The organism is Gracilibacillus marinus, from assembly GCF_042651725.1.
Lineage (GTDB): Bacteria > Bacillota > Bacilli > Bacillales > Amphibacillaceae > Gracilibacillus > Gracilibacillus marinus.
Genome location: NZ_JBHSDV010000003.1, coordinates 362411 through 388632 on the forward strand (window position 1 = coordinate 362411; position 26222 = coordinate 388632).

The 26222-nt window shown below is 32.6% G+C and carries 36 protein-coding genes; 25 read left to right on the forward strand and 11 right to left on the reverse strand.

Annotated features, from left to right (window positions below):
• Positions 1 to 14: 14 nt before the first annotated feature.
• From ACFOZ1_RS12110 to comGA, 7 genes are read right to left on the reverse strand one after another with little or no spacing between them, the layout of a single operon-like run.
• Complete coding sequence (locus ACFOZ1_RS12110) at positions 15 to 371, reverse strand: hypothetical protein (RefSeq protein WP_390199621.1); 357 nt, start codon at positions 369 to 371, stop codon at positions 15 to 17.
• Positions 346 to 795: a competence type IV pilus minor pilin ComGF gene (comGF, locus tag ACFOZ1_RS12115; protein WP_390199623.1), complete on the reverse strand. Its 450-nt coding sequence runs from the start codon at positions 793 to 795 to the stop codon at positions 346 to 348. The genes ACFOZ1_RS12110 and comGF overlap by 26 nt, the downstream gene beginning before the upstream one ends.
• Entirely contained in the window at positions 749 to 1042 is a 294-nt protein-coding gene (locus tag ACFOZ1_RS12120) for a hypothetical protein (RefSeq protein ID WP_390199625.1), read from the reverse strand. Before ACFOZ1_RS12120 ends, comGF begins: the two co-directional genes overlap by 47 nt.
• A 13-nt stretch (positions 1043 to 1055) precedes the next feature.
• Positions 1056 to 1499, reverse strand: a complete 444-nt coding sequence (locus ACFOZ1_RS12125; protein WP_390199627.1) for a hypothetical protein — start codon at positions 1497 to 1499, stop codon at positions 1056 to 1058.
• Positions 1500 to 1814 (reverse strand): competence type IV pilus major pilin ComGC, encoded by a 315-nt coding sequence (gene comGC / locus ACFOZ1_RS12130; protein WP_390199629.1) that lies wholly within the window; start codon positions 1812 to 1814, stop codon positions 1500 to 1502.
• Positions 1815 to 1833: 19 nt separating this feature from the next.
• Positions 1834 to 2898, reverse strand: coding sequence for a type II secretion system F family protein (locus tag ACFOZ1_RS12135; RefSeq protein WP_390199752.1), 1065 nt, complete (start codon positions 2896 to 2898; stop codon positions 1834 to 1836).
• Positions 2870 to 3868 (reverse strand): competence type IV pilus ATPase ComGA, encoded by a 999-nt coding sequence (gene comGA, locus ACFOZ1_RS12140; RefSeq protein WP_390199631.1) that lies wholly within the window; start codon positions 3866 to 3868, stop codon positions 2870 to 2872. Before comGA ends, ACFOZ1_RS12135 begins: the two co-directional genes overlap by 29 nt.
• Before the next feature lie 104 nt (positions 3869 to 3972).
• Between comGA and ACFOZ1_RS12145 the strand changes: the two genes are divergently transcribed.
• Positions 3973 to 4464 carry a shikimate kinase gene (locus tag ACFOZ1_RS12145; RefSeq protein WP_390199633.1) on the forward strand — a complete coding sequence of 164 codons (492 nt, stop codon included), beginning with the start codon at positions 3973 to 3975 and terminating at the stop codon, positions 4462 to 4464.
• Positions 4465 to 4533: 69 nt separating this feature from the next.
• Positions 4534 to 4713 (forward strand): YqzE family protein, encoded by a 180-nt coding sequence (locus ACFOZ1_RS12150; RefSeq protein ID WP_390199635.1) that lies wholly within the window; start codon positions 4534 to 4536, stop codon positions 4711 to 4713.
• Positions 4714 to 4745: 32 nt separating this feature from the next.
• On the opposite strand, the gene ACFOZ1_RS12155 is transcribed toward ACFOZ1_RS12150, so the two are convergent.
• The 3 genes from ACFOZ1_RS12155 to ACFOZ1_RS12165 all read right to left on the reverse strand — a co-directional run bounded on the left by ACFOZ1_RS12155 (position 4746) and on the right by ACFOZ1_RS12165 (position 7743).
• On the reverse strand, positions 4746 to 5537 hold the full coding sequence (locus ACFOZ1_RS12155) for a YqhG family protein (RefSeq protein WP_390199637.1): 792 nt from the start codon (positions 5535 to 5537) through the stop codon (positions 4746 to 4748).
• Positions 5534 to 7183 (reverse strand): DEAD/DEAH box helicase, encoded by a 1650-nt coding sequence (locus tag ACFOZ1_RS12160; protein ID WP_390199639.1) that lies wholly within the window; start codon positions 7181 to 7183, stop codon positions 5534 to 5536. Before ACFOZ1_RS12160 ends, ACFOZ1_RS12155 begins: the two co-directional genes overlap by 4 nt.
• Positions 7184 to 7347: 164 nt before the next feature.
• Positions 7348 to 7743: a rhodanese-like domain-containing protein gene (locus ACFOZ1_RS12165; protein WP_390199641.1), complete on the reverse strand. Its 396-nt coding sequence runs from the start codon at positions 7741 to 7743 to the stop codon at positions 7348 to 7350.
• Between the two features lie 246 nt (positions 7744 to 7989).
• Between ACFOZ1_RS12165 and mntR the strand changes: the two genes are divergently transcribed.
• Positions 7990 to 8415, forward strand: a complete 426-nt coding sequence (gene mntR, locus ACFOZ1_RS12170) for a transcriptional regulator MntR (protein ID WP_390199643.1) — start codon at positions 7990 to 7992, stop codon at positions 8413 to 8415.
• 70 nt (positions 8416 to 8485) lie between these two features.
• Positions 8486 to 9379, forward strand: coding sequence for a patatin-like phospholipase family protein (locus ACFOZ1_RS12175; RefSeq protein WP_390199645.1), 894 nt, complete (start codon positions 8486 to 8488; stop codon positions 9377 to 9379).
• Here ACFOZ1_RS12175 and ACFOZ1_RS12180 read toward each other — a convergent pair.
• Positions 9376 to 9759, reverse strand: a complete 384-nt coding sequence (locus tag ACFOZ1_RS12180; protein ID WP_390199647.1) for an SA1362 family protein — start codon at positions 9757 to 9759, stop codon at positions 9376 to 9378. The two genes, ACFOZ1_RS12175 and ACFOZ1_RS12180, sit on opposite strands and share 4 nt — an antisense overlap.
• A gap of 322 nt (positions 9760 to 10081) precedes the next feature.
• On the opposite strand from ACFOZ1_RS12180, the gene ACFOZ1_RS12185 reads away from it, so the two are divergent.
• From ACFOZ1_RS12185 to ACFOZ1_RS12285, 21 genes are all read left to right on the forward strand, one after another.
• Positions 10082 to 10573: a YqhR family membrane protein gene (locus tag ACFOZ1_RS12185; protein WP_390199648.1), complete on the forward strand. Its 492-nt coding sequence runs from the start codon at positions 10082 to 10084 to the stop codon at positions 10571 to 10573.
• A 69-nt stretch (positions 10574 to 10642) separates the two neighbouring features.
• Positions 10643 to 11077, forward strand: a complete 435-nt coding sequence (aroQ, locus tag ACFOZ1_RS12190) for a type II 3-dehydroquinate dehydratase (protein WP_390199650.1) — start codon at positions 10643 to 10645, stop codon at positions 11075 to 11077.
• A 41-nt stretch (positions 11078 to 11118) separates the two neighbouring features.
• Positions 11119 to 12189 carry a M24 family metallopeptidase gene (locus ACFOZ1_RS12195; RefSeq protein ID WP_390199651.1) on the forward strand — a complete coding sequence of 357 codons (1071 nt, stop codon included), beginning with the start codon at positions 11119 to 11121 and terminating at the stop codon, positions 12187 to 12189.
• A 29-nt stretch (positions 12190 to 12218) separates the two neighbouring features.
• The gene (efp, locus tag ACFOZ1_RS12200; protein ID WP_390199653.1) at positions 12219 to 12776 is read left to right on the forward strand and encodes an elongation factor P; all 558 of its coding nucleotides are present in this window, start codon (positions 12219 to 12221) and stop codon (positions 12774 to 12776) included.
• A gap of 316 nt (positions 12777 to 13092) precedes the next feature.
• On the forward strand, positions 13093 to 14016 hold the full coding sequence (spoIIIAA, locus tag ACFOZ1_RS12205) for a stage III sporulation protein AA (protein ID WP_390199654.1): 924 nt from the start codon (positions 13093 to 13095) through the stop codon (positions 14014 to 14016).
• Positions 14013 to 14525, forward strand: coding sequence for a stage III sporulation protein SpoIIIAB (gene spoIIIAB, locus ACFOZ1_RS12210; RefSeq protein WP_390199655.1), 513 nt, complete (start codon positions 14013 to 14015; stop codon positions 14523 to 14525). The genes spoIIIAA and spoIIIAB overlap by 4 nt, the downstream gene beginning before the upstream one ends.
• Positions 14526 to 14539: 14 nt before the next feature.
• The gene (spoIIIAC, locus tag ACFOZ1_RS12215; protein WP_390199657.1) at positions 14540 to 14746 is read left to right on the forward strand and encodes a stage III sporulation protein AC; all 207 of its coding nucleotides are present in this window, start codon (positions 14540 to 14542) and stop codon (positions 14744 to 14746) included.
• Positions 14747 to 14752: 6 nt separating this feature from the next.
• A complete protein-coding gene (spoIIIAD, locus tag ACFOZ1_RS12220) occupies positions 14753 to 15145 on the forward strand; it encodes a stage III sporulation protein AD (RefSeq protein WP_390199659.1) in 393 nt (130 codons plus the stop codon).
• 17 nt (positions 15146 to 15162) lie between these two features.
• A complete protein-coding gene (gene spoIIIAE / locus ACFOZ1_RS12225) occupies positions 15163 to 16338 on the forward strand; it encodes a stage III sporulation protein AE (protein ID WP_390199661.1) in 1176 nt (391 codons plus the stop codon).
• Between the two features lie 9 nt (positions 16339 to 16347).
• Entirely contained in the window at positions 16348 to 16953 is a 606-nt protein-coding gene (spoIIIAF, locus tag ACFOZ1_RS12230) for a stage III sporulation protein AF (protein WP_390199663.1), read from the forward strand.
• Between the two features lies 1 nt (position 16954).
• Positions 16955 to 17611: a stage III sporulation protein AG gene (spoIIIAG, locus tag ACFOZ1_RS12235; RefSeq protein ID WP_390199665.1), complete on the forward strand. Its 657-nt coding sequence runs from the start codon at positions 16955 to 16957 to the stop codon at positions 17609 to 17611.
• A gap of 21 nt (positions 17612 to 17632) precedes the next feature.
• On the forward strand, positions 17633 to 18190 hold the full coding sequence (locus tag ACFOZ1_RS12240) for a SpoIIIAH-like family protein (protein WP_390199668.1): 558 nt from the start codon (positions 17633 to 17635) through the stop codon (positions 18188 to 18190).
• A 250-nt stretch (positions 18191 to 18440) separates the two neighbouring features.
• Entirely contained in the window at positions 18441 to 18926 is a 486-nt protein-coding gene (accB, locus tag ACFOZ1_RS12245) for an acetyl-CoA carboxylase biotin carboxyl carrier protein (RefSeq protein WP_390199670.1), read from the forward strand.
• A gap of 12 nt (positions 18927 to 18938) precedes the next feature.
• Positions 18939 to 20309 carry an acetyl-CoA carboxylase biotin carboxylase subunit gene (gene accC / locus ACFOZ1_RS12250; RefSeq protein WP_390199672.1) on the forward strand — a complete coding sequence of 457 codons (1371 nt, stop codon included), beginning with the start codon at positions 18939 to 18941 and terminating at the stop codon, positions 20307 to 20309.
• 15 nt (positions 20310 to 20324) lie between these two features.
• A complete protein-coding gene (locus tag ACFOZ1_RS12255) occupies positions 20325 to 20723 on the forward strand; it encodes an Asp23/Gls24 family envelope stress response protein (RefSeq protein ID WP_390199674.1) in 399 nt (132 codons plus the stop codon).
• A 242-nt stretch (positions 20724 to 20965) separates the two neighbouring features.
• The gene (nusB, locus tag ACFOZ1_RS12260) at positions 20966 to 21346 is read left to right on the forward strand and encodes a transcription antitermination factor NusB (protein ID WP_390199676.1); all 381 of its coding nucleotides are present in this window, start codon (positions 20966 to 20968) and stop codon (positions 21344 to 21346) included.
• A 12-nt stretch (positions 21347 to 21358) separates the two neighbouring features.
• Positions 21359 to 22213, forward strand: coding sequence for a bifunctional methylenetetrahydrofolate dehydrogenase/methenyltetrahydrofolate cyclohydrolase FolD (gene folD / locus ACFOZ1_RS12265; protein WP_390199678.1), 855 nt, complete (start codon positions 21359 to 21361; stop codon positions 22211 to 22213).
• Positions 22214 to 22415: 202 nt separating this feature from the next.
• Positions 22416 to 23756, forward strand: a complete 1341-nt coding sequence (gene xseA / locus ACFOZ1_RS12270; RefSeq protein ID WP_390199680.1) for an exodeoxyribonuclease VII large subunit — start codon at positions 22416 to 22418, stop codon at positions 23754 to 23756.
• A 4-nt stretch (positions 23757 to 23760) separates the two neighbouring features.
• Positions 23761 to 23994: an exodeoxyribonuclease VII small subunit gene (gene xseB, locus ACFOZ1_RS12275; protein ID WP_390199682.1), complete on the forward strand. Its 234-nt coding sequence runs from the start codon at positions 23761 to 23763 to the stop codon at positions 23992 to 23994.
• On the forward strand, positions 23995 to 24879 hold the full coding sequence (locus ACFOZ1_RS12280) for a polyprenyl synthetase family protein (protein ID WP_390199684.1): 885 nt from the start codon (positions 23995 to 23997) through the stop codon (positions 24877 to 24879).
• A gap of 763 nt (positions 24880 to 25642) precedes the next feature.
• Positions 25643 to 26218 (forward strand): hypothetical protein, encoded by a 576-nt coding sequence (locus ACFOZ1_RS12285; protein WP_390199686.1) that lies wholly within the window; start codon positions 25643 to 25645, stop codon positions 26216 to 26218.
• Positions 26219 to 26222: the final 4 nt, after the last annotated feature.

A 26222-nucleotide genomic window follows, 5' to 3' on the forward strand; every position in this document is an offset into this window, starting at 1 on the left:
TTAGAATGTATACTTTATGGAGAGTATAGATGGTAAATTTTCTCGATTTGAGAGCCTTCTTTTGTAATGATTTGGATGGAGTAGATGGTTTTATTTGCTTCAGTTGCTACATAATTTATTGAGATATTACCATTTGGTAAAGGCATTGTTTTATTGAATTCTATTTCCTCAGTAATATGGATAGTGTGAATTGCTGATCGATACATTGTTTGAATTCGGTATTGTTCCAATTGCTTAACAACAATTTCTTGATTGAGTGTATATAAGTGGAGTTGGTGATAGACAATAATGATTAAAAGCGTAATAACGAACAAGATATAGGGGGAAATAAAGCCATGTTCCGTTTTAAGGCGATAGAAATATTTGTTCATACGATTGATTTTCCTCACTAATGATACGAATTTTGTAAATATCCTCACTCAATGCTTCAATATCGAATTGTTCGATGTTTTGTAACATGACTTCATGGCCTTTTCCATTTACTTGTTTTCTTATACTTGTATTATATTTAGAGTAAGTTACTGTTCGAGATTGCTTATCAACAAAATAAACTACATTATCTACCGTGTAAACATGTATTGCCTCAATAAATTCAGAGTCAATTAATTGGTAGAAAAATAAGACTTCATAGTTGCTATTTTTGTTCTCTGTAAATAATGTATGAAATAATTGATTTGTTAAAAGAAGTAATGTACTCAAGATAGATAATGCAATTAAGAGTTCAAACATTGTAAAACCATGTTCTTTCCTAATTGGTAAAGTATAGACAAAATTGTTCTTGTATATTTTTAACATTCGTCCATTCCGCACATCCTTCTATATATTTTGGATTGGGGTGAAAAGAGAGGATGACCTCTCCTTTCGATGTTTCTAAATTGTCTAATAAATGAAAATTCGGATATAACTGAAGTGATTGATATAAATATTGTGCAACAATTGTTCTTTCCTCTAACTTTCTATTTTCTAATTGGATTTGATGTAATACTGGAATAAGCGTGAGAATGGAAGAAAGAAATATTGTCATGGATACCAAAACTTCCATTAATAAAAAACCCTTATGACACGTTTTTTTCATAGTAACACCGACTTTTCCCAAATGGACATGTAATGGAATATCTACTTATCAATGTGGTGATTTTCATTTTTCCAGGACTATTTAAATTACCACTGTTTGACGTGAGAATAGGAAATTTTAATGTGTTTGTTTCTATTTCCCAATTATTTGGATATTGTTGCACTAATTTAATCTCACCAAGTGACCCATTTCTTACGATGAACCTTCTATTCGTTTGGTCAAAATAAATAGCATATTTTTCTGTTGATGTCATGTTAGCTTGTTGTAAATACAATAAGTTACGGTTCCATTGTTCGATGAAATTATTAAATTGGATTTGGTCCACAGTCTTGAGTGTAAAGGCCCCACTTATCGATAATATTAATGTGATGGAACTTAACGTTAATAGTAATTCAATTAAGGTGAATCCATGTTCGTATCTCATTTATTTTGCTTCTGCAGTAAATGGTTTTTCACCAGTAGCGTGATAAACTAATTCTTTGGTTCCATTCGCACAATCCTTTGTTTTTAAATAATCTTCTGTAACTAAATCACTAGCAGCTGTTATTGGTGCACCTTTCTCAAGCTCATATGCAATTAATTGATTTTCGGCGAGTGTGATTAACGCATCGCATCCTTGCTCTTGTATCGCATCATTCTTTGATGCCAAGTTTGGAATAAATAGAATCATTAGAATACTAATTACAGCAAGCACGATAATCATTTCAATTAGAGTAAATCCTTTTTCGTTTTTTGCCATTTTTATAACCTCACTTTTTTTATTGTAAAATATTTAAATAATCAAACATCGGAAGCATTAACGATAAGTAAACGAAGATAATTAAACTAGCAAGAATAGAAAGGAAAATTGGATGGATTATTTTTAACCATTTCTGCATGACTTGTTCCATTTTTGCCAATAAAAAATTTGCATACAAATGTAATTCTTGATGTAATTGTTGTGAATTATAATCTTTTTGCATGATGTTCGTTAATTCCGATTCGAATAACGACATAGTAGGGAGGATGGTATCCAGTCGATAACCATGACGTAAATGTTCATCAATCTTTACAATGTAATAAGACAAAAATGGATTGATGTTACTCGTTACTAATAATTTAAAACAGTCATTTAATTGGATTCCGGTCTGTAATAATGAAGTTAAATGCGTACCGAATAAGAAAGTTATTCTCATGCGCAAATATGGAAACAATATCGGTATTCTATTTAGTATCTTGATTTTTATTTGAATAGAGATCGATTGGTGTGTTGTTTTAAATAGTAGATAACCTATAACGGAAAAGAGAATGATAGTGATAATCCCATATAAAAATCCGTCTATTAAAGTTAAAGCAATCGTAAAGGAAGAATCAGAACCGGAAGAAGTACCAATTAATGATTGAAATGATGGAAAGATATATACTTTTAATGTGACTAAAATAATTAGAAAAACAGTTAAAAGTATAAGTGGATACACAGACAATTGTTTAAACCGTTTAATGAAATCAATTTGTTGTTTTAATAGTTGACAGCAATCATTTAAATTTTGTGAGAGATTTCCGTGTTGGCTTGCTATGGTCAAAAACTGTACAATTGTTGAATCAAATTGAACAACATGTAAGCTCTGTGCTAAAGAATGACCATTTAAAAGATGTTGGATAATACTGTCTGATACTTTTGCAAACTCTTTGTCCCACTGTATAATTGCCATCGCATCGTGTAAATTGTATTGATGGTCAATTAATTGTTTTAAACGATAAATAAAAGCGTATTGCTTTTCTAATGGAATCTTAGAGTTAGTGAGTTGCATTTTTTTAAATGAATTTATTGTGTAAAAAGCCATATGCAAATGCTTTTCTCCTTAATTGATTGAATTCAATGAAATTGGTGAGAGGAATAGAATTGTCTCGCAAAATTTGGCTGATTTGTGTATTATTTAGCATTTCTAATATGGCAGCTCGTTTGTTAGGATATTTTTCGACTTGAATGGGGAGTAGTTGTACAGAAGCAATAAATTTAATATTTTGCTCAATATCAATTTTTTTAATGCCCATATCTAATAATCGATAGATTGTCCCAATGGCATTGTTAGCATGTATGGTAGATAATACTAAGTGTCCTGTATATGCAGCTTTAACAACAAATTTAGCGGTTTCGTGATCTCTTATTTCTCCAACCATAATCACGTCTGGGTCATGCCGTAATGATGCTTTTAAGCCAGCGTCATACGTTAAACCAGTCTGTTGGTTAATAGGTACTTGAATAGTCTGATGCAGTCTTTTTTCAATGGGATCTTCGAGTGTGATGATTTGTAGATTATGCTCACTTTTAAGTGATTGAATTAATGCATATAATGATGTGGTTTTACCAGAGCCTGTTGGACCAGTAAATAAAATAATCCCTTTTCGCTCGTCTAGCCATTTTTTAATTTGATTTGTTTGTATACGAAATAGAAATAACTCATGAATAGATAAAGTTTCTTCTTGTGGGAGTATACGAATGGCTAGTGATTCTAATTTGGCTGAGGGTAATGTAGAAATACGTAATGCATATTCTCCTTTTCTAATTTTAATTGAAACTGCTCCTTGCTGTGGTATTCTTGTCTCACCAATATCCAATTTTCCAGTATACTTATAGTAAGAAAGTAGAATTTTGTATTGTTCAATGGTGAGAAATTTGTGAAATTTACGAATACCAATAATACGAAAATGTACACTTACTTGATTTTCTTCAAGGCAAAAGTGAATATCTGTTGCCATGGAATGAATAGCATCTTCGAGAATTTGTTTGACTAATACGGGTGCGTCTGACAAAGAAATAGTTCACCTCCTTTTTTAAACATGCTACAATTACTTATATTCGACACCGAAAGAGAAATTCCTTCAATATTTTTAAAATTTTTTAAGGAGAAATTAGAATGCAGTCATTATATTTAATTGGATTTATGGGAAGCGGAAAAACAACTGTTGCCGTAGAGTTAGCAGAAGCATTACAAATACAAGTGTTAGATACAGACCAATTAATTGAAGAAGAAAGCGGGAAAACAATCCCACAGATTTTTTCTAAGGAGGGAGAAGCTTCTTTTCGTGAACTTGAAATGTTAGTTTTAAAAAAAACACCAGTCACAGATACAGTGATTGCAACTGGTGGGGGAATTATTGAAAGAGGAGAAAATAGAGATTGGTTAAAAAAGAATGGTCTTGTTATTTTTTTAGAAACATCGTGGGACGAAATACAAAAAAGGTTAATCGATGATGTGGCAAGACCGCTTTGGAATAATCAGTCAACAGATAAAAAAGCATTATTAGATAGAAGAGTAAGTAAATATAAAGAAGTAAGCGATATAATTGTTCAAACAGATGGAAAAAATCCAACTACAATTGTAAAAGAAATATTATCGCAAATGTAATTTGTAGGCATCGTTTCATGTATAGAAAGAAATAATTTGCCAAGAATAATAAAGAAGGGTGTGATATTCTTGGCAAAAGATGAATATGTAAAGTATGTTACGCAAAGGGTTGTCAAATATATGGAGACACCAAAAGCGGAACGAAAAAAGATAAAAACTGAAAAAAAAGAGACACGATCTCAATCGAGTCATTGGTTTGGTGTTTTGCCATTCGCATTTCGGTTATTTTTACAACGAAGAAAAGGTTAATTTAGTATAAAAGCTAAATTAACCTTTTCTTTTTAACTAGGTTGAAAATCATTTGTTAGATAAAAGATTCCTGCATTGATTATTGATACATCCACTCTTGGTTTTAGTCTCTCTTCCAATTTCTCTAATTCGTTATTATACCACTCTATTCCTATATCTGATTGTTGCTCATAAAAATGGTTAATTAGAGATACTTCTTCGTCATATGCGTCTTGTGATTTTGTTGCCCATGTTAAATCGTCTTGTATAATTTGATTTTCAATATAATGAAACAATCGATGGAAACCACTTGTAGGTGTAATAATTGGTGATATAGTAAAACTATAATCTGTCATTATCCGTTGTAAAGTTCTTTCTTGTAATTGTTTCATCATGTTTTGACACATCATTCCATTAAGAAGATGTAATCCGTAAGAACCAACAATATCTTTACTTTGTTTCCCAATAATTTTAATTTTACAATTCATTATTAACCACGGATATAAAGCCGTTTGGCTATTTCCGTCTGTCTGTTCATATAGAATTGATACTTTAGATTTTGTTTGGATATAGTTAAATAATTGATGCAAACGAGGACTGCCAAAATGAATCCATTCTCTATTTAATTCTTCTCTTTTGTCGCCTGTGTATAAATACAACGACATTGGCTCACCTTGTTTCCCTAATTTATCCATATAGTGCCAGTAGAAGGGGCGATTCATTAGTGCTATATCTAGTTCTTTATTCAATTTTATGTCAATCAAATGTTCTTCTACTACTTTAACTTCACAACCTTGACTTTCAAAAAATTCAATGATAAATGTATTTAAATGTTCTATTTTCATCCAGACTCACCAATTTCCGTATTAGACATGGAATGAATCACAGCAGCTAAATTATTTATTTTCACCATTGTTTCTCCATTAGATTTAGACTCTGTGAAAATTTGTTGCAATTCTTTCTCTAAATTGTCAATGTGTAATTCTTGAAGAATTTGGTCAAGTTGCCCAATTACATTCTCGAATAAGCTAATTTTGTTGTACAATAGCTCCATTACATGTTCTTCCATAGTTTGTTTAATTGCAAAATTATATATTTTTACATCGTGTGCTTGCCCATACCTGTGTATTCTTCCAATTCGTTGTTCTAAACGCATCGGGTTCCAAGGAAGGTCATAGTTAATTAAATGGTGACAAAATTGTAAGTTTATTCCTTCTCCTGCAGCTTCTGTTGCAATCATTACTCTTGCTTTGTCATGAAATAATTGTCGCATCCAATCTCTTTTTCCTTTTTTAAATCCTCCACGATAGATGACTGCAGGTATATCATTTTGATGAAGTAACCATTGTAAATATAGTTGTGTCGCTCTATATTCTGTAAAAACAATGAATTTTTCATCATTACTTTTTAATAATTCTAACAATTTTACCGCTTTCGCATGGTGGGGTAATGATTCTATTTGAACAAATAAATCTTCTAAACAAGATATATTTGTTTCTTCTGGTTTAAGAGAAGCCCATTTCTTTAGTGATACATAGCAAGCTTCTCTAGAACTACAAAATTCACGTTTAAACATAATAGAAGTTGGGATGTTTAATTGTTTGCACACATTTTCTACTTCTCGATATGTATCTAATTCTTCTGAAGTAAAATCAACCCAAATTGTTTCTACTTTTCTTTCTGTCCACTCGACACCACTATCTGTTCGTCTATTTCTAATCATCACTTTACTAATTAATTGTTTCAAATATACGTCTGATTCTACTTTGATTTTTTTATCCCTGTATTTTCTCTGGAAATCCTCGTATGTACCTAAATAACCAGGTTTTAATAAATTGATTAAATTAAATAGATCTGTCAATTTATTCTGGACAGGAGTTGCTGTCAACAATAGAAAATACTTCTTTTGTAATTCTTGTATGAATTGATAATTTTTGGTCTGATGGTTTTTTAATTTGTGTGCTTCATCTACTATTACCATATCATATGTTTGGTTTAAAATAACACTTCTATGCGGTTCTCGCTTTGCTAAATCTAATGTTGTAATAAGAATATTTGAATTTTCCCAATCGACACGTTTACCAGCAGTGATTGCAGGTATGTAAAATTTCGAATTTAATTCAACTGCCCATTGATTGACAAGAGAAGCAGGTGCTAGAATTAATACTTTTTGCACTAAGCCCCTAACTAAATATTCTTTTAGTATGAGTCCTGCTTCTATTGTTTTACCGAGACCTACTTCATCTGCAAGTAATGCACGCCCATTCATTGATTGAACTACATCTTCTGCACATGCTAATTGATGTGGTAAAAATGTCATTTGAGGTAAAAAGTTTAGTGAAATTAAAGTATCGAAGGAATGTACTTTTAATGTTTCGGCAATTTGATAGCTTTTTAAAAACAATTCCCATGTGGCTAAATCATTAAGTTCGTGTATATTTTGGTTAAATTGATCCATAAATTCTATATCTTTTTTAATAGAAATTTGCATAATGAACCACCTTAATTTTGATAGTATTTTCTAATTGACATAACTATTTTAAGTGAAAGGAATCAAGCAAAATATGTGTGAGCTAGATAACTAATAAATTCTTTCTTTCTAGTTTATACGGATACAAAAAAAATAATCAGGTAAGTCCTGATTATTTTTTCTTTTTAATATTCAATTTTTTTCGTCTTTTTAATTTTGCCTGACCATTTTTTGTAACCACCTTCTAAATGGTACAACTGATGGTAACCTTTTTTGTTTAGTGTAAGTGCAGCCCTCATTGACCTTGACCCACTTTGGCAATATAGATAAACAGGTTGGTCTTTTCTTAGTTCTGTTAATCTTTGGTTAAGTTGTGAAAGTGGAATATTTCTAGCACCCAAAATATGACCACCATCATATTCTTTCGGTTCTCTTACATCGATTAATTGCGCTTTTCTGTACCCATTACGAAAAGCTTCTTCATTTAATGTGGTAAGAATCTTTTTTTGCTTTAAGTAACGATATACAGCAAATAGGATGAACGCAATTACAATTCCTAACAAGATGTACAATTCTGTCATACTACTTCCCCCAATATTGAAAAATACTACTTAAAAAATTATACCATTTATTTAGCTGAAATAAAGTAATAAATCTATATTTAACCAAACAAGCTTATAGTATGTCATATAATAGATCGTATCTATAAGATAATTTTTAATATATATACTGTTCGACTGCAATTCAGGTTGAAGTATGTATACTTGTCTGTATTACAATTCTATTGTATGCTTTTATTTACGAACAATTGGAATGGAGGTATCAATATGCCCACACCAACAATGGAAGATTATATTGAACAAATATATTTATTAATTGAAACGAAGGGGTATGCAAGAGTTTCAGCTATTGCTGAAGCACTTCATGTTCAACCATCATCTGTGACAAAAATGGTCCAAAAACTAGACAAGGATGAATATATTCATTATGAAAAATACCAAGGATTAATTTTAACATCAAAAGGAAAAAAAGTTGGAAAACGATTAGTGTATAGACATGAATTATTAGAGGAATTTCTACAAATTATTGGAGTAGAAGAAGAAAATATCTATCAAGATGTGGAAGGTATCGAACATCATTTAAGTTGGAACTCCATTGACCGTATTGGTGATTTGGTTCAATATTTAAAAGAAGATGACTCAAGAATAGAAGATTTAAAAAAAATACAAGAACAGAGTAGTGTAGATAAATAACCGATAGTTCTATCTTTTTAGCATACTGGATATATATAAGTATGCTCTAAAAGAATGGAATGATCGCAAAATGAAAATAGATGGTGTTTTTTCTGGTGGTGGAATAAAAGCATTTGTTTTTATTGGTGCATTAAAAGCATTAGAAGAAGAGGGCTATTCTTTCGAACGAGTTGCAGGAACATCTGCGGGTGCTTTATTTGCGAGTCTAATTGTAGCAGGATTTCAATCAGATGAATTGGAAGAAATCTTTTTATCCTTAGAAGTTGATCAGTTCTTAGATCAATCTTCAATAGGAAAGTACTTCCCTTTTGTAAAATGGATCACATTATTTAGTACAATGGGACTGTACAAAGGAAAACGATTTGAAAAGTGGGTAGCAGCATTATTAGAAGAAAAGGGAATACATTCATTTGGAGATATTGAATCAGATAGACTAAAGATAATTGCTGCAGACATTACTTTAAACAAAGTGGTTGTATTTCCTGATGATCTAAAGTCTAATTATCATATTGAACCAAGTTATTTTCCAATAAGCAGAGCGATAAGAAGTAGTGTCTCGATTCCTTACTTCTTCAGACCTACAAGACTTTCTAATTTATTGTCGAGGAAAATAAGTGTCATTGTTGATGGCATGATATTAAGTAACTTTCCATTATGGATTTTTGAGCAAGATAAGAAAAGACCGATATTAGGGATGCAATTGACAGATCCATCTATTCTGTCGAAAAATGTGAGGATTGATAATTCGGTGGATCTATTAAAAGCAATGATTGGTACGATGAGAAGAGCTTCAGATCAAAAATACATTAGCAAAAATATAGCAAACCAAATTTTATTTTTTCCTATAAATAATGTTAGTGGTACTGATTTTAATATATCAGTCGAAAAGAAAAAAGAATTAATTGCTACTGGATATAATCGAACAAAGTTACATCTTAAAACATTTAGAAAGAACAGAGCTTAAAGAGTCGCTCTGTTCTTTCTTTTTTTATTGCCATCAATTACGCGTAAGTGCGAAGCGTCTCTACGCTCTTTGCTGTGATTTATCTTATTCAATGAATGACTTTGTTTCGTTTGTTTTAAACTTGCTTTACTAGTCTGATAAGAAGTAGGATATTTTTGTTTGGATTGTTTAACTGCTTTTCTATATTTTTTAAGTTCATCTGTAGTTCGTTGTTTTACAAAGAAAAAATAGAAAATACCAAAAATAACAAAACCAGTAATAACAGCAAATAATAGCCCTCTCACTAATCCAATTGCATCTGTCGAGATAGCGCCAATCAACCCAATAAAGGCTAACCCAATTAAACCGTAGACGATATATGTGCTGATATTGTTTTTCATCACTACTCTCTCCTTTCTGTGTTGTACAATTTACAATTACTACTTTAACAATGTGTTGTCAAATGTTTATCCATGCCTCTTTATTTAGTTATACCCAAAAATAAATGGAATTTATACAGTATTAAATAATATTTTACCATGAGTTTCGATAATTTTGTGTTTAAGCCTTTTCTAACAGAAAATAAACTATAATATATTTTGAATCCGCTTACTTAATGATTATACTTCTATTTTAATAAATTTTTACTGAATTGACTAGTTTTGTTTTAAAATAGGATGAAAATATGCAAAAATGGATATTCTAATTCAAGAGGTGATAGAAATGAGACGTAAACAAAAACAATCTGAAAATATTGGGCATATTATGATTCCGAAAGTTATAAGTATTGGATTTTTTGGTGGGTTAATCTGGAGTATGGTAGCAAGTTTTACAGCTTTCTTCAATTTTACAACAGTTTCACCGAAATCATTTGTTCTACGATCATGGTTAGATGCAAAATGGACAGATCAATGGATCGGTCAGTTTGTATCTATACTCATTATCAGTATAATATCCATTTTGTTCGCATTATTATATTATTTATTTGGTAAAAAAATTCAAGGTGTGTGGGTTGGTATTATAGTTGGTATAGGCATATGGTTTCTCTTATTTGGTTTATTTGAACCTTTATTCCCTAATATTCCGATTTTTTATCAATTAAATAGTGATACTGTTGTGACGACTCTTTGTATTTGTATATTATATGCTGTGTTCATTAGCTATTCTGTTTCATTTTCCTATGCCCAACAGCTCCATGATGAAAAAACATCATGAACTATGATATGATATTACATATAGTATACGGTTGTGCCGATACATGCCAAAATATAAAGGCGGTGTAATATGAAAAAAATATTATTATTAAATGGACCTAATTTGAATCGATTAGGAAAAAGAGAACCATCGATTTACGGGCATGAGACATTAGAAGATGTAATTAATTCAGTTGAAACGCTTCTTGAAGGCAGTGGTATTTCATTAATTGCCAAACAATCAAATCATGAAGGCATGTTGATTGATTGGATACATGAAGCTAATGATGGTTATATGGGGATTATTTTCAATCCAGGGGCATACACTCATACAAGTATCGCTATAAGAGATGCAATTAGTTCCATTGATGTGCCAGTTATTGAAGTTCATATTTCAAATGTCCATGCTAGAGAGCCATTTAGACATCATTCCATGCTTGCACCTGTATGTAAGGGTCAAATTGTTGGATTAGGAATAGAAGGTTATATATTAGCTGCGACATATTTATTAAATAATAGGAATTAATTTTTTATTTTGATAGATGTTAAAAAAGGGAGAATGCTAAAATGACACGATTACATATTCTACGTGAAGCGATGAAAGAGCAAAATGTAGACGGCGTATTAATCACTAGTCCCATCAACCGACGATATTTAACGGCTTTTACTGGGACGGCAGGTGTTGCTTTTATTACATTAGACAAAGCTTATTTCGTTACAGATTTCCGTTATACTGCACAAGCGAAAGAACAAATAAACGATTTTTTAATTATTGAACATAAAGAACCAATACCAAATGTTATTGCTAACATTGTAAAAGAAAACGAGCTGTCTAATGTTGGTTTCGAGAATAAGACAATTTCTTATGAAGAACACCTTGCTTACCAACAGAAATTAGAGACAGGATTTGTTCCTATCGGTAATATGATTGAAAAAATCCGCTTGATTAAAACAGAAGATGAGATTAATATATTAAAGGAAGCTTGTAAAATTGCTGATCAGACGTTTGAGCACATCTTGAATTATATTAAACCAGGTGTAAAAGAGATTGACATTGCGAATGAATTAGAATTTTACATGCGAAAACTAGGTGCTGTGTCTTCAAGTTTTGATATAATTGTTGCTTCTGGTTATCGCTCTGCATTACCACATGGAGTGGCATCAGAGAAAGAAATTCAAACAGGTGAACTAGTTACAATGGATTTTGGAGCATTATATCAAGGATATTGTTCGGATATTACTAGAACAGTAGCTGTTGGCCAAATTTCAGATGAGCTACATTCTATTTATCAAACAGTGTTACATGCACAAAAGCTAGGCGTGGATGGAATCAAACCCGGTTTGTCTGCAAAGAATGCTGATGCACTGACGAGAGATTATATAGATAGCTGTGGATATGGTCAATATTTTGGTCATTCTACTGGTCATGGATTAGGATTAGAAGTACATGAAATGCCAGGATTATCTTTTAAATCAGCGGAAGTGTTAGAACCAGGAATGATAGTAACAGTAGAGCCGGGGATATATGTACCTGAAATTGGCGGTTGTCGCATTGAAGATGACATATTGGTTACATTAGATGGTAACACTCGATTAACCAATTCAACAAAGGATTTAATTACAATTCCAGTAGCATAGTTTTCGATACATAATAGAGGAGGAAGAATATGATTTCAGTAAATGAATTTAAAACAGGACTAACGATTGAAGTAGATGGGGATATATGGCAGGTTCTTGAATTTCAACATGTAAAACCAGGTAAAGGAGCGGCATTTGTTCGTTCAAAACTACGTAATTTAAGAAATGGAAATATTCAAGAAAAAACATTCCGCGGTGGTGAAAAAGTAAATCGTGCACATATTGAAAACAGAAAAATGCAGTATTTATACGCATCAGGTGATGTGCATACATTTATGGATACTCACTCATACGAACAAACAGAGCTTTCAACAAGTCAAATTGAAAATGAGCTAAAATATATTAAAGAAAACATGGAAGTAAATATTTTAACATATCAAAGTGAAACAATTGGAGTAGAACTTCCAAATAACGTAGAACTGACTGTGACAGAAACAGAGCCGGGAATAAAAGGTGACACTGCTAGTGGGGGTACAAAACCAGCTACACTAGAAACTGGACTTAGTGTACAAGTACCATTTTTCGTCAATGAAGGTGATGTACTTGTGATTAGTACAAGTGACGGTAAATATGTATCTCGTGCTTAGTAGAGAAGATACTATTAATTAAACGACATCAATTGTTATAAATAGAAAGTCTGTAATTTTATTTTAAATAGAATTACGGGCTTTTTTTGTTATGTTTTAGTAAGCGCCCAGAAACTAGGCAACTTCGCAAATCAACCATCAACAAGTCATCATCGACTCGTACCTCGTCGTGATTCCTTTATTTCTGTAGATGTGTTCCAGTTACTACGTTTCTAAACATACGCTTTCGCTATTGATTTTTCCAATGTCGAGTAATAACTACTTATCTAACGCATAGAATGAATAGAAAGAATGTTAACAGAAACGAGGCTTTTATATGGAAGGTATATTTGCTATATTACCAAATCATATTACAACAGAAATACAAAAATATTTGCATAAAGAAGTCTTTCCTATTCAAGAAATCAGATTGCGAATTAACCGACCAGTTGAAATTAATGATGGGAAAAATGTGAAATTATTTTACCATTTAACCTTCACTACACATGACGCAAAATATTTATTAAATAACATCAGTGAGTATTCTCTGTACAGATTAGAAGAAGAATTAAAACAAGGTTTTATAACGGTTAATGGTGGACATCGTATTGGTATTGCGGGATCTGTAAATTTGTCGAATGGTACGGTCAAAGCTATCCAACATATTTCCTCGTTCAATATAAGAATTGCAACTAATTTGATTGGAGTTAGTGAAGCGTATATACAGGATCTCTACAATGAACGTTATGTGAATACATTAATTATTGGACCGCCACAATCAGGTAAAACTACCTTTTTAAGAGATTTGACAAGAGTGATTTCAAATGGATATAAAGCGATTCCTGCGATGAAAACAGCAGTAGTTGATGAAAGGTCAGAAATTTGTGGTTCCGTTAATGGTGTGCCGCAATCAATTAGTGGAGGAAGGATTGATGTTTTAGATCGATGTCCGAAGACAGATGGAATGATGATGTTAGTTCGATCAATGTCACCGCAAGTAATTATAGTTGATGAAATTGGTACGGAAGAAGATGTACAAGCAATTGATGAAGTTATGCACGCTGGCATTACATTAATATGTAGTATACATGGTTATAGTTTTGAAGATGTAATAAATAGAGAAACAATTAAACCACTGATAGAAAAACGAGTTTTTGAACGTTTGATTGTACTTTCAAATGATAGATCAACAGGGGAAATAACCGCAATATACGATAAAGATGGTAAGAAAGTACATGCCAAAAGTGTGAGCATGATATGAATTGGATTGGAGCAATTTTGTTAGCTATTACTGGATATTTAGTTGGTAGTGAATACGCAAATAAATTAGTAGCACGACCTAAAACCATACGGTTGTGGAAAAATTCACTTTTGATATTAGAAGCAGAGATTGTATATAGTCAAGCGACAGTGAAAGATGCATGCGAATTTATATCAAGTCAGATTGATTCTCCTGTTGCTGAATTCTACCATAATATTAGCGTGAGAATACGTGATGGTTCTGTGGATTTATACGAAGTTTGGGTATCTGAAATGAATAACGCATGGAAAGAACTATCATTAAAAAATGAAGATAGAGAAATATTAAACCAGTTTGGCCGAACGTTAGGTCAACATGATTTAACACAACAAAAGAAGTACATTCAACTTGCAATCGTACACTTAGAGAACAAACATCAAGAAGCAATTGAGCAAAATCAAAAATATGGAAAAATGACAAGAGGATTGGGACTCTTGGGGGGGATTTTTGTTGCGCTACTTTTGATATAAAGAGGTGAGATAGGTTGGTAGGTGATACGAGTATACTTTTCCAAATTGCTGGTATAGGAATAATTGTTGCAATGATTCATACTGTATTGAAACAAATGGGGAAAGAAGAATTCGCTCAATTTGTTAGTTTAGTCGGATTTATCATAGTATTGCTGTTTGTCATCAATAGTATATCTGATTTGTTTCAACAAATTCGAGCGGTATTCTTTTTTAGCGGGTAGTATATTATGGGTATTTTTGAAGTAGTGAGCATTGGCATTGTTACAGCAATTCTAGTGTTGTTATTAAAAGATAAACAACCAGTTATTGCTTATTTAATTATTGTCGTTACCGTTTTGTATATTTTTGTGTTTTTAATCACATATATAAAGGAAATTCTCCATTTGGTCACATATTTAGGTGAAGAAGCAAATATTCAAAGCTTTTATATTAAAACAATCTTACAAATTATTGGCATTGCTTATGTAGCTGAAATTGGATCCAATATTGTGAAAGATGCTGGATTAGAATCTGTTGCAATAAAAATAGAATTAGTTGGTAAAATATTTATTTTAATACTGGCAGTGCCAATTTTTAAATCATTAATTGAAACAATTATTGGATTATTCCCTATAAATTAATGTTGGAAGGAATAAAAATGAATCGGTTAAAAAAATGGACATGCCTTTTATTTATAGTCACCGTCACCATATCGCCAATGCCAATCTTTGCAGCAGAAGAGGATGAACCACTCACTATAGAGGAATACAATGCTATCATTTCCCAAAGTGAGTTAGAAAGTTACTGGAACAACATTGCAGAAGAATATAATCACGTTTTTCCAGAACTAAGTAAAACTAATTTTTGGTCGATGGTCAAAGATCAAAATAGTCTTTCATTAGAGTCTTGGATAAAAGGTGCTCTTCGTTATTTTTTTTATGAAGTGATTGAAAATGGTAAATTACTCGCGACATTAATGTTACTTACCTTATTCTGCTTGTTGTTACAAACAATTCAGAATGCATTTGAAAAGCAAGTAGTGAGCAAAGTAGCATATGCTATTGTCTATATTCTATTGATAATTATCGCAATGAAAAGCTTCGAGCTTACTTCTACGTATGTCATTGATACAGTTAATAGCGAACAAGCCTTTTTAATTGCATTAATCCCTTTACTCCTCGGACTATTAGCATCTTTAGGACAATTATTATCCATCTCTTTCTTTCATCCGATTATTATATTTCTTATTCATACAAGTGTCTTTATTGTATCTAAGGTAATCATTCCATTAATCATGCTTTCGGCAATTTTACAAATTGTAAGTACATTAAATGAAGAATATAAAGCAACGAAATTAGCAAATTTGCTAAAGAATATTGCCATAAGTATCATGGGTGTCTTGTTGACTGTCTTTTTAGGTGTAATTTCTGTACAAGGAGCTGCAAGTGCAATTCAAGACGGAATTGCAATGAAAACAGCTAAGTTTGTGACAGGTAATTTTATCCCTGTAATTGGAAGGATATTTACTGATGCAACAGATACAGTTTTAAGTGCAACTGTTTTAATAAAGAATGGTGTCGGCATTATTGGTGTGATTATTTTGATTATGATTGTACTATTTCCAGCAATAAAGATTTTTACGATATCGCTAATGTATAAGCTTGCAACAGCAATATTGCAACCAATCGGTGATGGACCTGTTATTGAATGTTTAGATGTAATAGGAAAGCATATTCTATATTTATTTGCTGCTTTATTATTAGTATCGTTTATGTTCTTCTTTACAATCGTCATTTTAATCATATCAAGTAATATAACAATGATGGTAAGGTGATGAGTTACGATGGACTATATAACAAATTGGATTATTCAAATTGTTATTTATATGTTACTGGCACTTATCGTTGATTTAATACTGCCAAATTCTAAACTAAAGCAATATGCAAAATTGGTTATAGGGTTATTATTAATGCTCATTATATTACAACCGATCCTGTCGATTATGAACATCAATATGGACAAGCTAATTGCTCCTCTCTTTGAAACGAATGAATTACATCATTTAAGTGATGTAGTAGAAAATAAAACAAATCAAAAGAAAAGTGAAATAGAAATGATTCATCATGCATATGTTGTAGAAGAGGTGGTTGTCCAAATGGAGAAAATGGTAGAGGGGGAAATGAAAGACGAGTATGACGTAATGATCACGCATTTAGATGTCAATTTTGAAAATGAACAATCTACAGTGATTCAAGAAGTTACAGTATATTTGCAAGAATTTGAAATGCAACAACTGAAACCAGTTGAAACGGTATCTATCCAAATAGGAAACGAAACACCTAATCCAAACACATACACATTTACAAACAAAGAACTAACTAATTTTCTGGGGAACACATGGGGAATTTCGACTGATCAAATAACTCTAAAATGGGAGGAGGAAGAGTAGAGTGGATAATTGGTTTCATAAAATCAGGAATTTGTTAAACAAGACTGACAAAGACAAGACTAAAACAAAAAAAATACATTATATTGCATTAATTGGACTAGTCGGTTTGTTACTTTTGATTATAAGTAACATGTTTAACATTACGTCTCCCGACAGTGAGTCTGATCATGTATTACCGATTTCAGAAGAAAACCTAACAAATGTAGAACAAGAAACATGGAAGCAAAATGATCAATCAGATGCAACATCGAAAATTCAAAGTTTAGAAGACGCCTATGAGAAAGATTTAAATCATTTACTTGAACAGATGAATGGAATATCAAATGTAGAAGTAATGGTTAATCTTGATGCAACAAATGAACAAGTTTATCAAAAAAATCTAATCATTGGATCACAAGTAACGAAAGAGCTTGACCAAAATGGTGGTACTCGTGAAATCGATGATGAAACAAGAGAGCAGACAGTCGTGATTTTAAGACAAGGAGATAAAGAAATTCCACTAACCGTACAAACAAAAAAGCCAGAAGTAAGAGGTGTATTGATTGTTGCCAATGGTGTGGAAAATATGGAAGTGAAAAAATGGGTGATAGATGCTGTCTCTAAAGTATTGGATGTACCAGTTCATAGGGTATCTGTCATGCCTAAAAATAAATCATAAAGTAAAATAGGAGGAATTATTATGTTGAAAAAACAAACTGTATGGCTATTGACAATGTTAAGTTTAATGGTGGTTCTGAGTGTATACTACCTAAATGCACCTAAACAAGGTGACTTGGCGTTTAATAATGAACAAGACAACGTAAGCACAGAATTGCTTGATCAAGAAACAAATACATCTGGAGTAACTGATTTATCTGAAGAAGTTGACACATCGTCTATCTCTACTGACGAACAATTTGCTGCAGTGAGACTTGAAGTGATGAATCAAAGAAGTTTAGAAAAAGAAAGATTAGAATCAATCGTTGCATCAGCAGAAGCCACTTCTGAGGAAAAAAATATAGCATATGAAGCAATGAAAGAAATGGAAGTCATGGAATCCAAAGAGGCGATTTTAGAAGACACGATTAAATCTATCAATGGTTATGATCATGTATTAGTGAGAAATGTATCTAATAACAACATTGTCGTCACAGTGCAAACAGACACATTATCAAAGAAAGAAGCAAATCGAATTATCCAACAAACAAAAGATGAATTTGGTGAAGTGAATATTGAAGTTCAATATAAAGCAAGTTAATTCTAATAGTTTTCTTAGACTGTCATTATGGCAGTCTCTTTTTATACTTTACTAAAAAATCTCTTCAACTTATAAAAAAAATCTCTCGTATTATCATTAGTAAATACCGTGTTTATCACACTATGCGATTAAGCGAGTTAGAAAGAATTCTTTAAAATGGTTGCAGTTTTACTATTGTTTTCGTAAAATATTAGAAGGAGTTATTAGTACCTGTTATTAAAAGTCTTTAGAGAATGAAGGGGTGCAACACATGTTATCAATAAAAGAAATTGAAACACTAATAGAAAAATTAGATAAATCTACGATTGATGAATTTACGTATGAAGTAAATGGTGCAAAAGTTAAATTGAAAAAAAATCGTTCGGTTGTAGAACAAGCTGCAAGTAATGTAACAGAGAAGGTTGTAAACAGACCAGAAAGTACTCAACCTAAAGAAGAGCCTGTACAAGACACAAAAAAAGTGGAGGAAGAAGTAGCAGTTGAGACAATTGCGTATGATTATGAAATCGTATCTCCAATGGTAGGAACTTTCTATAGCTCTCCATCTCCAGACAAGCCTGTTTTTGTACAAGCAGGAGATCAAGTCGAAAAGAATACGATTGTATGTATTGTAGAAGCAATGAAATTATTTAATGAAATTGAAGCAGATGTAAAAGGGACAATTACAGAAGTACTTGTTGAAAATGGTGAACTAGTAGAATATGGTCAACCACTTTTCCGTATTAAGACAAAATAAGGGGATGAAAATGTGATTAAGAAACTCTTAATTGCGAATCGTGGAGAAATTGCTGTACGAATTATTCGCACATGTAAAGAAATGGGAATTGAAACAGTGGCAGTATATTCAGAAGCTGATCGTGATGCATTGCATGTCCAATTAGCAGATGAAGCATACTGCATTGGACCAAAGCAAAGTAGTGAAAGCTATTTGAATTTCACAAACATTATGAGCGTAGCAACATTAACACAATCAGATGCGATACATCCAGGCTATGGTTTCTTATCAGAAAATGCAGATTTTGCTGATATTTGTAATGCATGTAATGTTATTTTTGTTGGCCCTAGTTCTTATGCGATTCAAAAAATGGGTACAAAAGATGTTGCGCGTGAAACAATGAAAGAAGCAGGAGTACCTATTGTACCAGGCTCAAATGGAATCATTGAAAATGAGCAACAAGCAAAAGAAGTTGCAGAGCGAATTGGCTATCCTGTCATTATTAAAGCAACAGCAGGTGGCGGTGGTAAAGGAATTAGAGTTGCGCGATCGGAAGAAGAGCTTGAAAAAGGCATACGTGTAACACAGAATGAAGCAGAGAAAGCTTTCGGTAATCCTGGTGTCTATATAGAAAAGTACATTGAAGATTTCCGTCATGTGGAAATTCAAGTGTTAGCAGATAATCATGGAAATGCAATTCACTTGGGAGAACGCGATTGTACTGTACAAAGAAGGCTTCAAAAATTAATTGAAGAAACGCCATCTCCTGCAATTGATCAACAGATGCGTAGTAAAATGGGAGAAGCTGCAGTAAAAGCGGCAAAAGCAGTAAATTATTCTGGAGCAGGAACCATCGAATTTATTTTTGATAATAAAGAGAATACTTTCTATTTTATGGAAATGAATACCCGTATTCAAGTGGAACATCCTGTAACTGAAATGGTAACAGGTGTAGATTTAATTAGAGAGCAGATTAATATCGCGAACAATCACCCATTAACATATAAACAAGAAGACATCACCTTTGAAGGTTGGGCAATCGAGTGTCGTATTAATGCAGAAAACCCTGAAAAAGATTTCATGCCATCACCTGGTGAGATTTCCATGTACTTAACACCTGGAGGACTAGGTGTGAGAGTTGATTCGGCGGTATATCCAGGGTATAAAATCCCACCATATTATGATTCCATGATTGCAAAACTAATTGCTTATGGTAAGACACGTCAAGAAGCAGTAGACAAAATGAAACGGGCGTTGGATGAATATGTAATTGAAGGAATACATACAACAATTCCATTTCATCGAAAAATGATGGTACATCCGGTGTTTGTTAGTGGAGATTTTAATACAAGGTTTCTCGAAAAGTATAGTATAATGGGTAATGACCAAGAAGATACTAAATAATTGAGGAGGGATAACATGGCAGAAGATTTATTACATGTTGGTGAGCCTTCAAATTTAGGTAGAGTGGAGATTGCTCCAGATGTACTAGAAGTAATAGCGGGTTTAGCAACGACTGAAGTAAAAGGTGTTTCAAGTATGAGAGGTAATTTTGCTTCAGGAGTTGTTGAAAAACTTGGCAAAAAAGCACATGGCAAAGGGATTAAAGTAGAACTTACCGAGCAAGGTGTAGCAATCGATGTCTATACTGTCATTGATTATGGGTATTCCATTCCTAGAGTGGCAGAAGAAATACAAGCGAATGTTCGTCAAACAATTATTAATATGACAGCAATTCAAGTTAAAGAAATTAATATTCATGTTGTCGGTGTGCAAATGAATGATGCACAAGAAGAAAAGAATAATATGGAGAAATAAAATGATAGGAGATGCCTAGTAAATGATTATTCCTTTTCTAATTTGTAGGAAATCAAACTAGAAGCATCTCCTACTTTTGTTTCATTATTTTCTAATTTTTGTTCACATGTAGTAAGATTTAAAGGTTAGACAATTATGATTCCATATTTTTAGATATGTTGATAATGTATGATATAACATGTTATTATTTGATAATACATGTAATTTTGATGAAATTGAACGTGACGAGGAGTATAGAGTGAATGAAAAGACGAACAGCACGCGAAAAAGCATTACAAATCCTTTTTCCATTAGATCAAGAAGACTTTAATTTAGAGCAGGCGATACAATATCAAATTGACCTAGAAGATAGAGATGATTTCTTGCTACAATTAATTGAAGGTGTAGTAGCTAACCAAGCAAAAATCGATCAAAAAATAAGTGATCATTTAGAAAAATGGTCTCTACATCGTTTGGCGAATGTGGAACGTGCATTATTAAGAATTGCGACATTTGAATTATTTTTTCATCAAGATGCACCACCAAATGTTGTAATTAATGAGGCAATAGAAATTGCGCACGTATTTGGTGATGACAAATCAGGGAAATTTATCAATGGTGTATTATCAAAAATGAATAAATAAGGGGGAAATAGCATGACAGCAGAAGTGATTTTTGGAAGTGAACTTGCACAATCTATGAGAGACGAAATGAAAGAGGAAGTAAGTAGATTAAAGAGTCAAGGAATAGTTCCTGGATTAACAGTTATTCTAATTGGTGATGACCCTGCCTCTAAATCTTATGTACTTGGTAAGCAAAGAGCATCAGAATATGTAGGAGTATCATCTGATTTAATAACAATGCCTGAGGAAACTACTGAAGAGGAATTGTTAACAAAAATCGCAGAATTGAACAACGATGACAAAGTAAATGGTATTTTAGTTCAATTGCCATTACCTAATCATATTAATGAGCAAAAAGTAATTGAAGCAATCATACCTGAGAAAGATGTAGACGGTTTTCATCCGATTAATATTGGAAGAATGATGACTGGTAAAGACACATTTTTCCCTTGTACACCATATGGAATTATTCAAATGTTAAAATCTAAAAATATTAGTATTTCTGGAAAACATGCTGTTATTATAGGTAGGAGCAATATTGTTGGAAAACCCGTTGGCCAGCTTTTACTTAACGAAAATGCAACTGTTACATATTGCCATTCAAGAACGGTGGATATGGAAAAATACATTAGTGAAGCGGATATTCTCGTTGTAGCTGTTGGTAAAGCTCATTTTATTGATGGGACACATATTAAGAACGGCGCAGTAGTAATTGATGTTGGGGTAAATAGAACAGAAGAAGGAACATTAACTGGGGATGTTGATTTCGATAGTGCAAAAGAAAAAGCAAGTTTTATCACTCCAGTACCTAAAGGCGTAGGTCCAATGACAATTACTATGCTATTGCATAATACAATTAAATCGGCTAAAAAATCATATAATCTTTAAGAATTTACTGGTACATCCAAATGAAGCTACTAGTCATCTTGTCATAAAAAAAGTCATTGCATTCGCAAATGACTTTTTTTCACTTTAATATAGAACTATATTCTATTAGTGTGATATACAATATTTATTTAGATTTCTAGCCAACCGGACAGATGTAATGATAGAATGAGGTAATAATTATGAATAGAAGTGAGTGTATAATATGGAAGATAAATATCTCTCAGTCACTGCCTTAACGAAGTACATAAAGAAGAAATTTGATGTAGATGAACATTTACAAGGAATATATATTAGAGGGGAAATCTCTAACTATAAACATCACAGTAGAGGACATATGTATTTAACCATTAAAGATGAGAATGCAAGTATCCGTGCAGTAATGTTTCAACATCAAAATATCAAGTTACAATTCCGTCCAGAAAACGGTATGAAAGTACTGATTAATGGAAGTGTTAGTGTCTTTGAAGCTTCTGGACAATACCAATTATATATAAACGATATGCAACCAGATGGCATTGGTGCACTTCATTTAGCATTTGAACAATTAAAAATCAAATTAACAGATGAAGGCATATTTGAAGAAAGGAATAAGAAAAAATTACCTAAATTTCCTAAAAAAATTGCTGTATTAACATCACCGACAGGTGCAGCCATTAGAGATATATTAACAACACTAGAACGGCGATATCCCATTGTAGACGTACTTATATTTCCGATATTAGTGCAAGGAAAATATGCAAAAGATTCCATTGTGAGAGCGATTCAAACAGTTAATAATAGGACAGATATCGACTTAATTATTATGGGCCGTGGTGGGGGTTCTATTGAGGAATTATGGCCATTTAATGAAGAACTAGTTGCACGTGCGATTTTTGATTCTAACATCCCAATTATTTCAGCTGTAGGTCATGAAACAGACTTCAGTATTAGTGATTTCACTGCGGATAGAAGAGCAGCAACACCGACAGCAGCTGCAGAGCTTGCCGTGCCATCTATAGCGGATCTTATACAGTATCAAGAACAATTAAATCGCATGTTAACTAATTATATGCACCAACTTTACAAAACAAAATTTAACAGTTGGCATAATGTGAAAGAATCCTATTTCTTTAAATTCCCTCATCGATATATTGAAGAGAAGGAACAAGCTTTAGATACTATTATCGATCGTTTTCAAACGAATCTTACGAAGATACGTCAACATAAAAAGGATCAAGTCGCACATATTGATAAACAATTATCTTATTTTAAACCGACAAAAATAATAGATAGAAAAAAAGAGAGTGTCTTACAGTTAGAACGTGAGATGACGAATTATTTGAAAACAATTTTATCAAATAAAAAAAGAGATTTCTCAAATAAGTTAGAGAGTCTTGAACTTTTAAATCCAACGAGTACGATGTTGAGAGGGTATTCTATCTTGTATGATAAAAATAAAGAAATGGTGACTAATATAACAAATGTCTCTGTTGGCGACGAATTACAAGCACATGTTTCTAATGGAGTAATTGTAAGTATAATTAAAGAAGTGAAGGAGAGTTGAAATTATGACAGACTATACTAATTTATCATTTGAAGAAGCGTTAAAGCAATTGGAAGAGATTGTATCAAAAATGGAAGATGGAGATATACCTCTAGAAAAAGCGATGGAGTATTATACGACAGGTGCAAAATTGTCAAAGATATGTCATGAGATGTTAACGAATGCAGATAAACAATTACAAGAAATTATGAATGAAGATGGTGAGATTACTTCATTCTCAATTCAGGAGGAAGAATAGTTGAAATTGAAATTAGACATAATGATAGAAGAAGAACAGCAAAGGATGACAATGGAATTAGAGAAATATTTGAAATCATTGTCTATGCCAAAACGTTTACAAGAATCGACAATGTATTCAGTGAATGCAGGTGGTAAGAGATTACGCCCGTTACTAATGAAACTTGCTGCTAAAGGATTAAATGGTAATGAAGAGAGAGTGTATCCTGCTGCCTTAGCATTAGAGATGGTCCATACCTATTCTCTTATACATGATGACTTACCTGCAATGGATGATGATATGTATCGTCGGGGTCAATTAACGAACCATAAACAATTTGATGAAGCAACAGCCATCTTAGCGGGAGATGGATTATTAACAAATAGTTTTCATGTGATTACTTCAAACTCTCAGTATACAGACGAAGAGAAAGTGTTTCTCATACATCGTCTATCTAAAGCTAGTGGTTTAGAAGGGATGGTTGCAGGACAACTGATGGATATGGAAGCAGAAGACAAACAAGTAGCGATTGAAGAACTAGAAAATATACATCTTTTAAAAACAGGTATGCTTTTGACATACGCATTAGAAATTGGTGCATACTTAGCAGGAGCTTCAACTGAAATCATCTCCAAGATAACGGAATTAGGAAAATATGTTGGACTGATTTTCCAAATTCAAGATGATATACTTGATGTCATTGGCGATCAAGAATTACTTGGAAAAACTGTTGGAAGTGACATGGAAAATAATAAAACGACATACCCATCACTGCTTGGATTAGATGGAGCAATCGAACACAAAAATAGATATGTTAAAAAAGCAAAAGGCATTATTGAATCCGTTCATTTGAAAGAAACTGAATTAGATTTAATCATTGATTACTTAAGTAATCGTAAGTATTAATTATTGAGAAAAGCGTAAAAAAATGATATAATAGAACTAATAGCGTGGAATGGTGCAGTATTCTAGTCAATCCTCCATTTCTGAAGGCGGGCCTAAAAATCCGCCAAAGGGCACATCGATGAAGTTCCTTGTGTTGGCTTGAGGCGCCCAGCCTTGGGTCGATGCTGGGAGTTAAGGTTAAAGGGCGATCCACAAAGGCATGTGGGCGAAGACCCTTTTTCCGCGGAGGCCCATCTCTGTGTTCTTCTCTTAGCCAAGAGGAGAGGATGGAATGGGGTATGAACCTACTTTCATAAGAATCGGGTATTTTTATGAGTAGCGTAGCCTGCCTTGAGTGGTGCGAAGGGGATTACAGGTAATAGAAATGTCTAATTTGGATGGCCACTAAATTAAACATATTTTTCTGTATGAAATTCGTACTGCAAAAGAGGCTAGGAAATGGTCAAAGGTTGTTGAGGAAATCTCCTAGACTGTTCTTATTCAGACATTCATGAGGGATTATAGTGTGGACTAAGTGGTAATCCAGTCTAGCTGTTGGTGACAACGCTAAGATAGGTTTAATGGGGAACCGCCAGAATGGCAACATTCGGTACCTATCTGGGAAAACCTACTGGACCTAAGCCGCAGTTTTTACTTCATAAATGACCATTCCACTGTTACATAACGAATAATAGGTTGTTTTTATTTTAATGTTATACATAATGGTAATGTATATTTGTGAATAGTAAAACAAGTAGAATATAACGACAAAATGAGGTAAAAAATGAAAAAAACACATTTGCAAAAGTCGATAAAATTTAGTGTAAGTATTGCCGTTATCACATTTGTGTTAGCGGCTATTTTTTCAATTGTTTCGTCTTCTGTATTAAGTGGAGTCAATTCTACTGTAGGATTGCTTATTGTACTTGTTATTGTATTAATTGGTGTCGTGTTTGATATGTTAGGTATAGCTGCAACAGCAGCAGATGAGGTACCTTTTCATGCGATGGCAGCAGAGAAAGTAAATGGCGCGAAACAAGCAATTATTATTGTTCGAAATGCAGATAGATTCGCAAGCTTCTGTAATGATGTAATTGGAGATATTTCTGGTATAATTAGTGGGACAGCTACTGCGATTGTCGTGTTGCAAATTGCTAATGGTTTCGGTTATAGTGAAGGTACAACTTTCCAAATTACTCTTTCAGTATTTTTAACAAGTTTAGTAGCAGCATTAACTGTTGGCGGCAAAGCATTAGGGAAGTATATGGCAATTCATGCTTCCACTACTATTATATTTACTGTCGGCAAAATAATTGCTTTCGTAGAAGAAAAACTTAAAATAAAAGTACTATCAAAATAATCCG

Coding starts and splice junctions, on each gene's coding strand:
- ACFOZ1_RS12110 (WP_390199621.1), bottom strand. CDS start 371: ATGAACAAATATTTCTATCGCCTTAAAACGGAACATGGCTTTATTTCC.
- comGF (WP_390199623.1), bottom strand. CDS start 795: ATGTTAAAAATATACAAGAACAATTTTGTCTATACTTTACCAATTAGG.
- ACFOZ1_RS12120 (WP_390199625.1), bottom strand. CDS start 1,042: ATGGAAGTTTTGGTATCCATGACAATATTTCTTTCTTCCATTCTCACG.
- ACFOZ1_RS12125 (WP_390199627.1), bottom strand. CDS start 1,499: ATGAGATACGAACATGGATTCACCTTAATTGAATTACTATTAACGTTA.
- comGC (WP_390199629.1), bottom strand. CDS start 1,814: ATGGCAAAAAACGAAAAAGGATTTACTCTAATTGAAATGATTATCGTG.
- ACFOZ1_RS12135 (WP_390199752.1), bottom strand. CDS start 2,898: ATGGCTTTTTACACAATAAATTCATTTAAAAAAATGCAACTCACTAAC.
- ACFOZ1_RS12145 (WP_390199633.1), top strand. CDS start 3,973: ATGCAGTCATTATATTTAATTGGATTTATGGGAAGCGGAAAAACAACT.
- ACFOZ1_RS12155 (WP_390199637.1), bottom strand. CDS start 5,537: ATGAAAATAGAACATTTAAATACATTTATCATTGAATTTTTTGAAAGT.
- ACFOZ1_RS12160 (WP_390199639.1), bottom strand. CDS start 7,183: ATGCAAATTTCTATTAAAAAAGATATAGAATTTATGGATCAATTTAAC.
- ACFOZ1_RS12165 (WP_390199641.1), bottom strand. CDS start 7,743: ATGACAGAATTGTACATCTTGTTAGGAATTGTAATTGCGTTCATCCTA.
- mntR (WP_390199643.1), top strand. CDS start 7,990: ATGCCCACACCAACAATGGAAGATTATATTGAACAAATATATTTATTA.
- ACFOZ1_RS12175 (WP_390199645.1), top strand. CDS start 8,486: ATGAAAATAGATGGTGTTTTTTCTGGTGGTGGAATAAAAGCATTTGTT.
- ACFOZ1_RS12180 (WP_390199647.1), bottom strand. CDS start 9,759: ATGAAAAACAATATCAGCACATATATCGTCTACGGTTTAATTGGGTTA.
- ACFOZ1_RS12185 (WP_390199648.1), top strand. CDS start 10,082: ATGAGACGTAAACAAAAACAATCTGAAAATATTGGGCATATTATGATT.
- aroQ (WP_390199650.1), top strand. CDS start 10,643: ATGAAAAAAATATTATTATTAAATGGACCTAATTTGAATCGATTAGGA.
- ACFOZ1_RS12195 (WP_390199651.1), top strand. CDS start 11,119: ATGACACGATTACATATTCTACGTGAAGCGATGAAAGAGCAAAATGTA.
- efp (WP_390199653.1), top strand. CDS start 12,219: ATGATTTCAGTAAATGAATTTAAAACAGGACTAACGATTGAAGTAGAT.
- spoIIIAA (WP_390199654.1), top strand. CDS start 13,093: ATGGAAGGTATATTTGCTATATTACCAAATCATATTACAACAGAAATA.
- spoIIIAB (WP_390199655.1), top strand. CDS start 14,013: ATGAATTGGATTGGAGCAATTTTGTTAGCTATTACTGGATATTTAGTT.
- spoIIIAD (WP_390199659.1), top strand. CDS start 14,753: ATGGGTATTTTTGAAGTAGTGAGCATTGGCATTGTTACAGCAATTCTA.
- spoIIIAE (WP_390199661.1), top strand. CDS start 15,163: ATGAATCGGTTAAAAAAATGGACATGCCTTTTATTTATAGTCACCGTC.
- spoIIIAF (WP_390199663.1), top strand. CDS start 16,348: ATGGACTATATAACAAATTGGATTATTCAAATTGTTATTTATATGTTA.
- ACFOZ1_RS12240 (WP_390199668.1), top strand. CDS start 17,633: ATGTTGAAAAAACAAACTGTATGGCTATTGACAATGTTAAGTTTAATG.
- accB (WP_390199670.1), top strand. CDS start 18,441: ATGTTATCAATAAAAGAAATTGAAACACTAATAGAAAAATTAGATAAA.
- ACFOZ1_RS12255 (WP_390199674.1), top strand. CDS start 20,325: ATGGCAGAAGATTTATTACATGTTGGTGAGCCTTCAAATTTAGGTAGA.
- nusB (WP_390199676.1), top strand. CDS start 20,966: ATGAAAAGACGAACAGCACGCGAAAAAGCATTACAAATCCTTTTTCCA.
- folD (WP_390199678.1), top strand. CDS start 21,359: ATGACAGCAGAAGTGATTTTTGGAAGTGAACTTGCACAATCTATGAGA.
- xseA (WP_390199680.1), top strand. CDS start 22,416: ATGGAAGATAAATATCTCTCAGTCACTGCCTTAACGAAGTACATAAAG.
- xseB (WP_390199682.1), top strand. CDS start 23,761: ATGACAGACTATACTAATTTATCATTTGAAGAAGCGTTAAAGCAATTG.
- ACFOZ1_RS12285 (WP_390199686.1), top strand. CDS start 25,643: ATGAAAAAAACACATTTGCAAAAGTCGATAAAATTTAGTGTAAGTATT.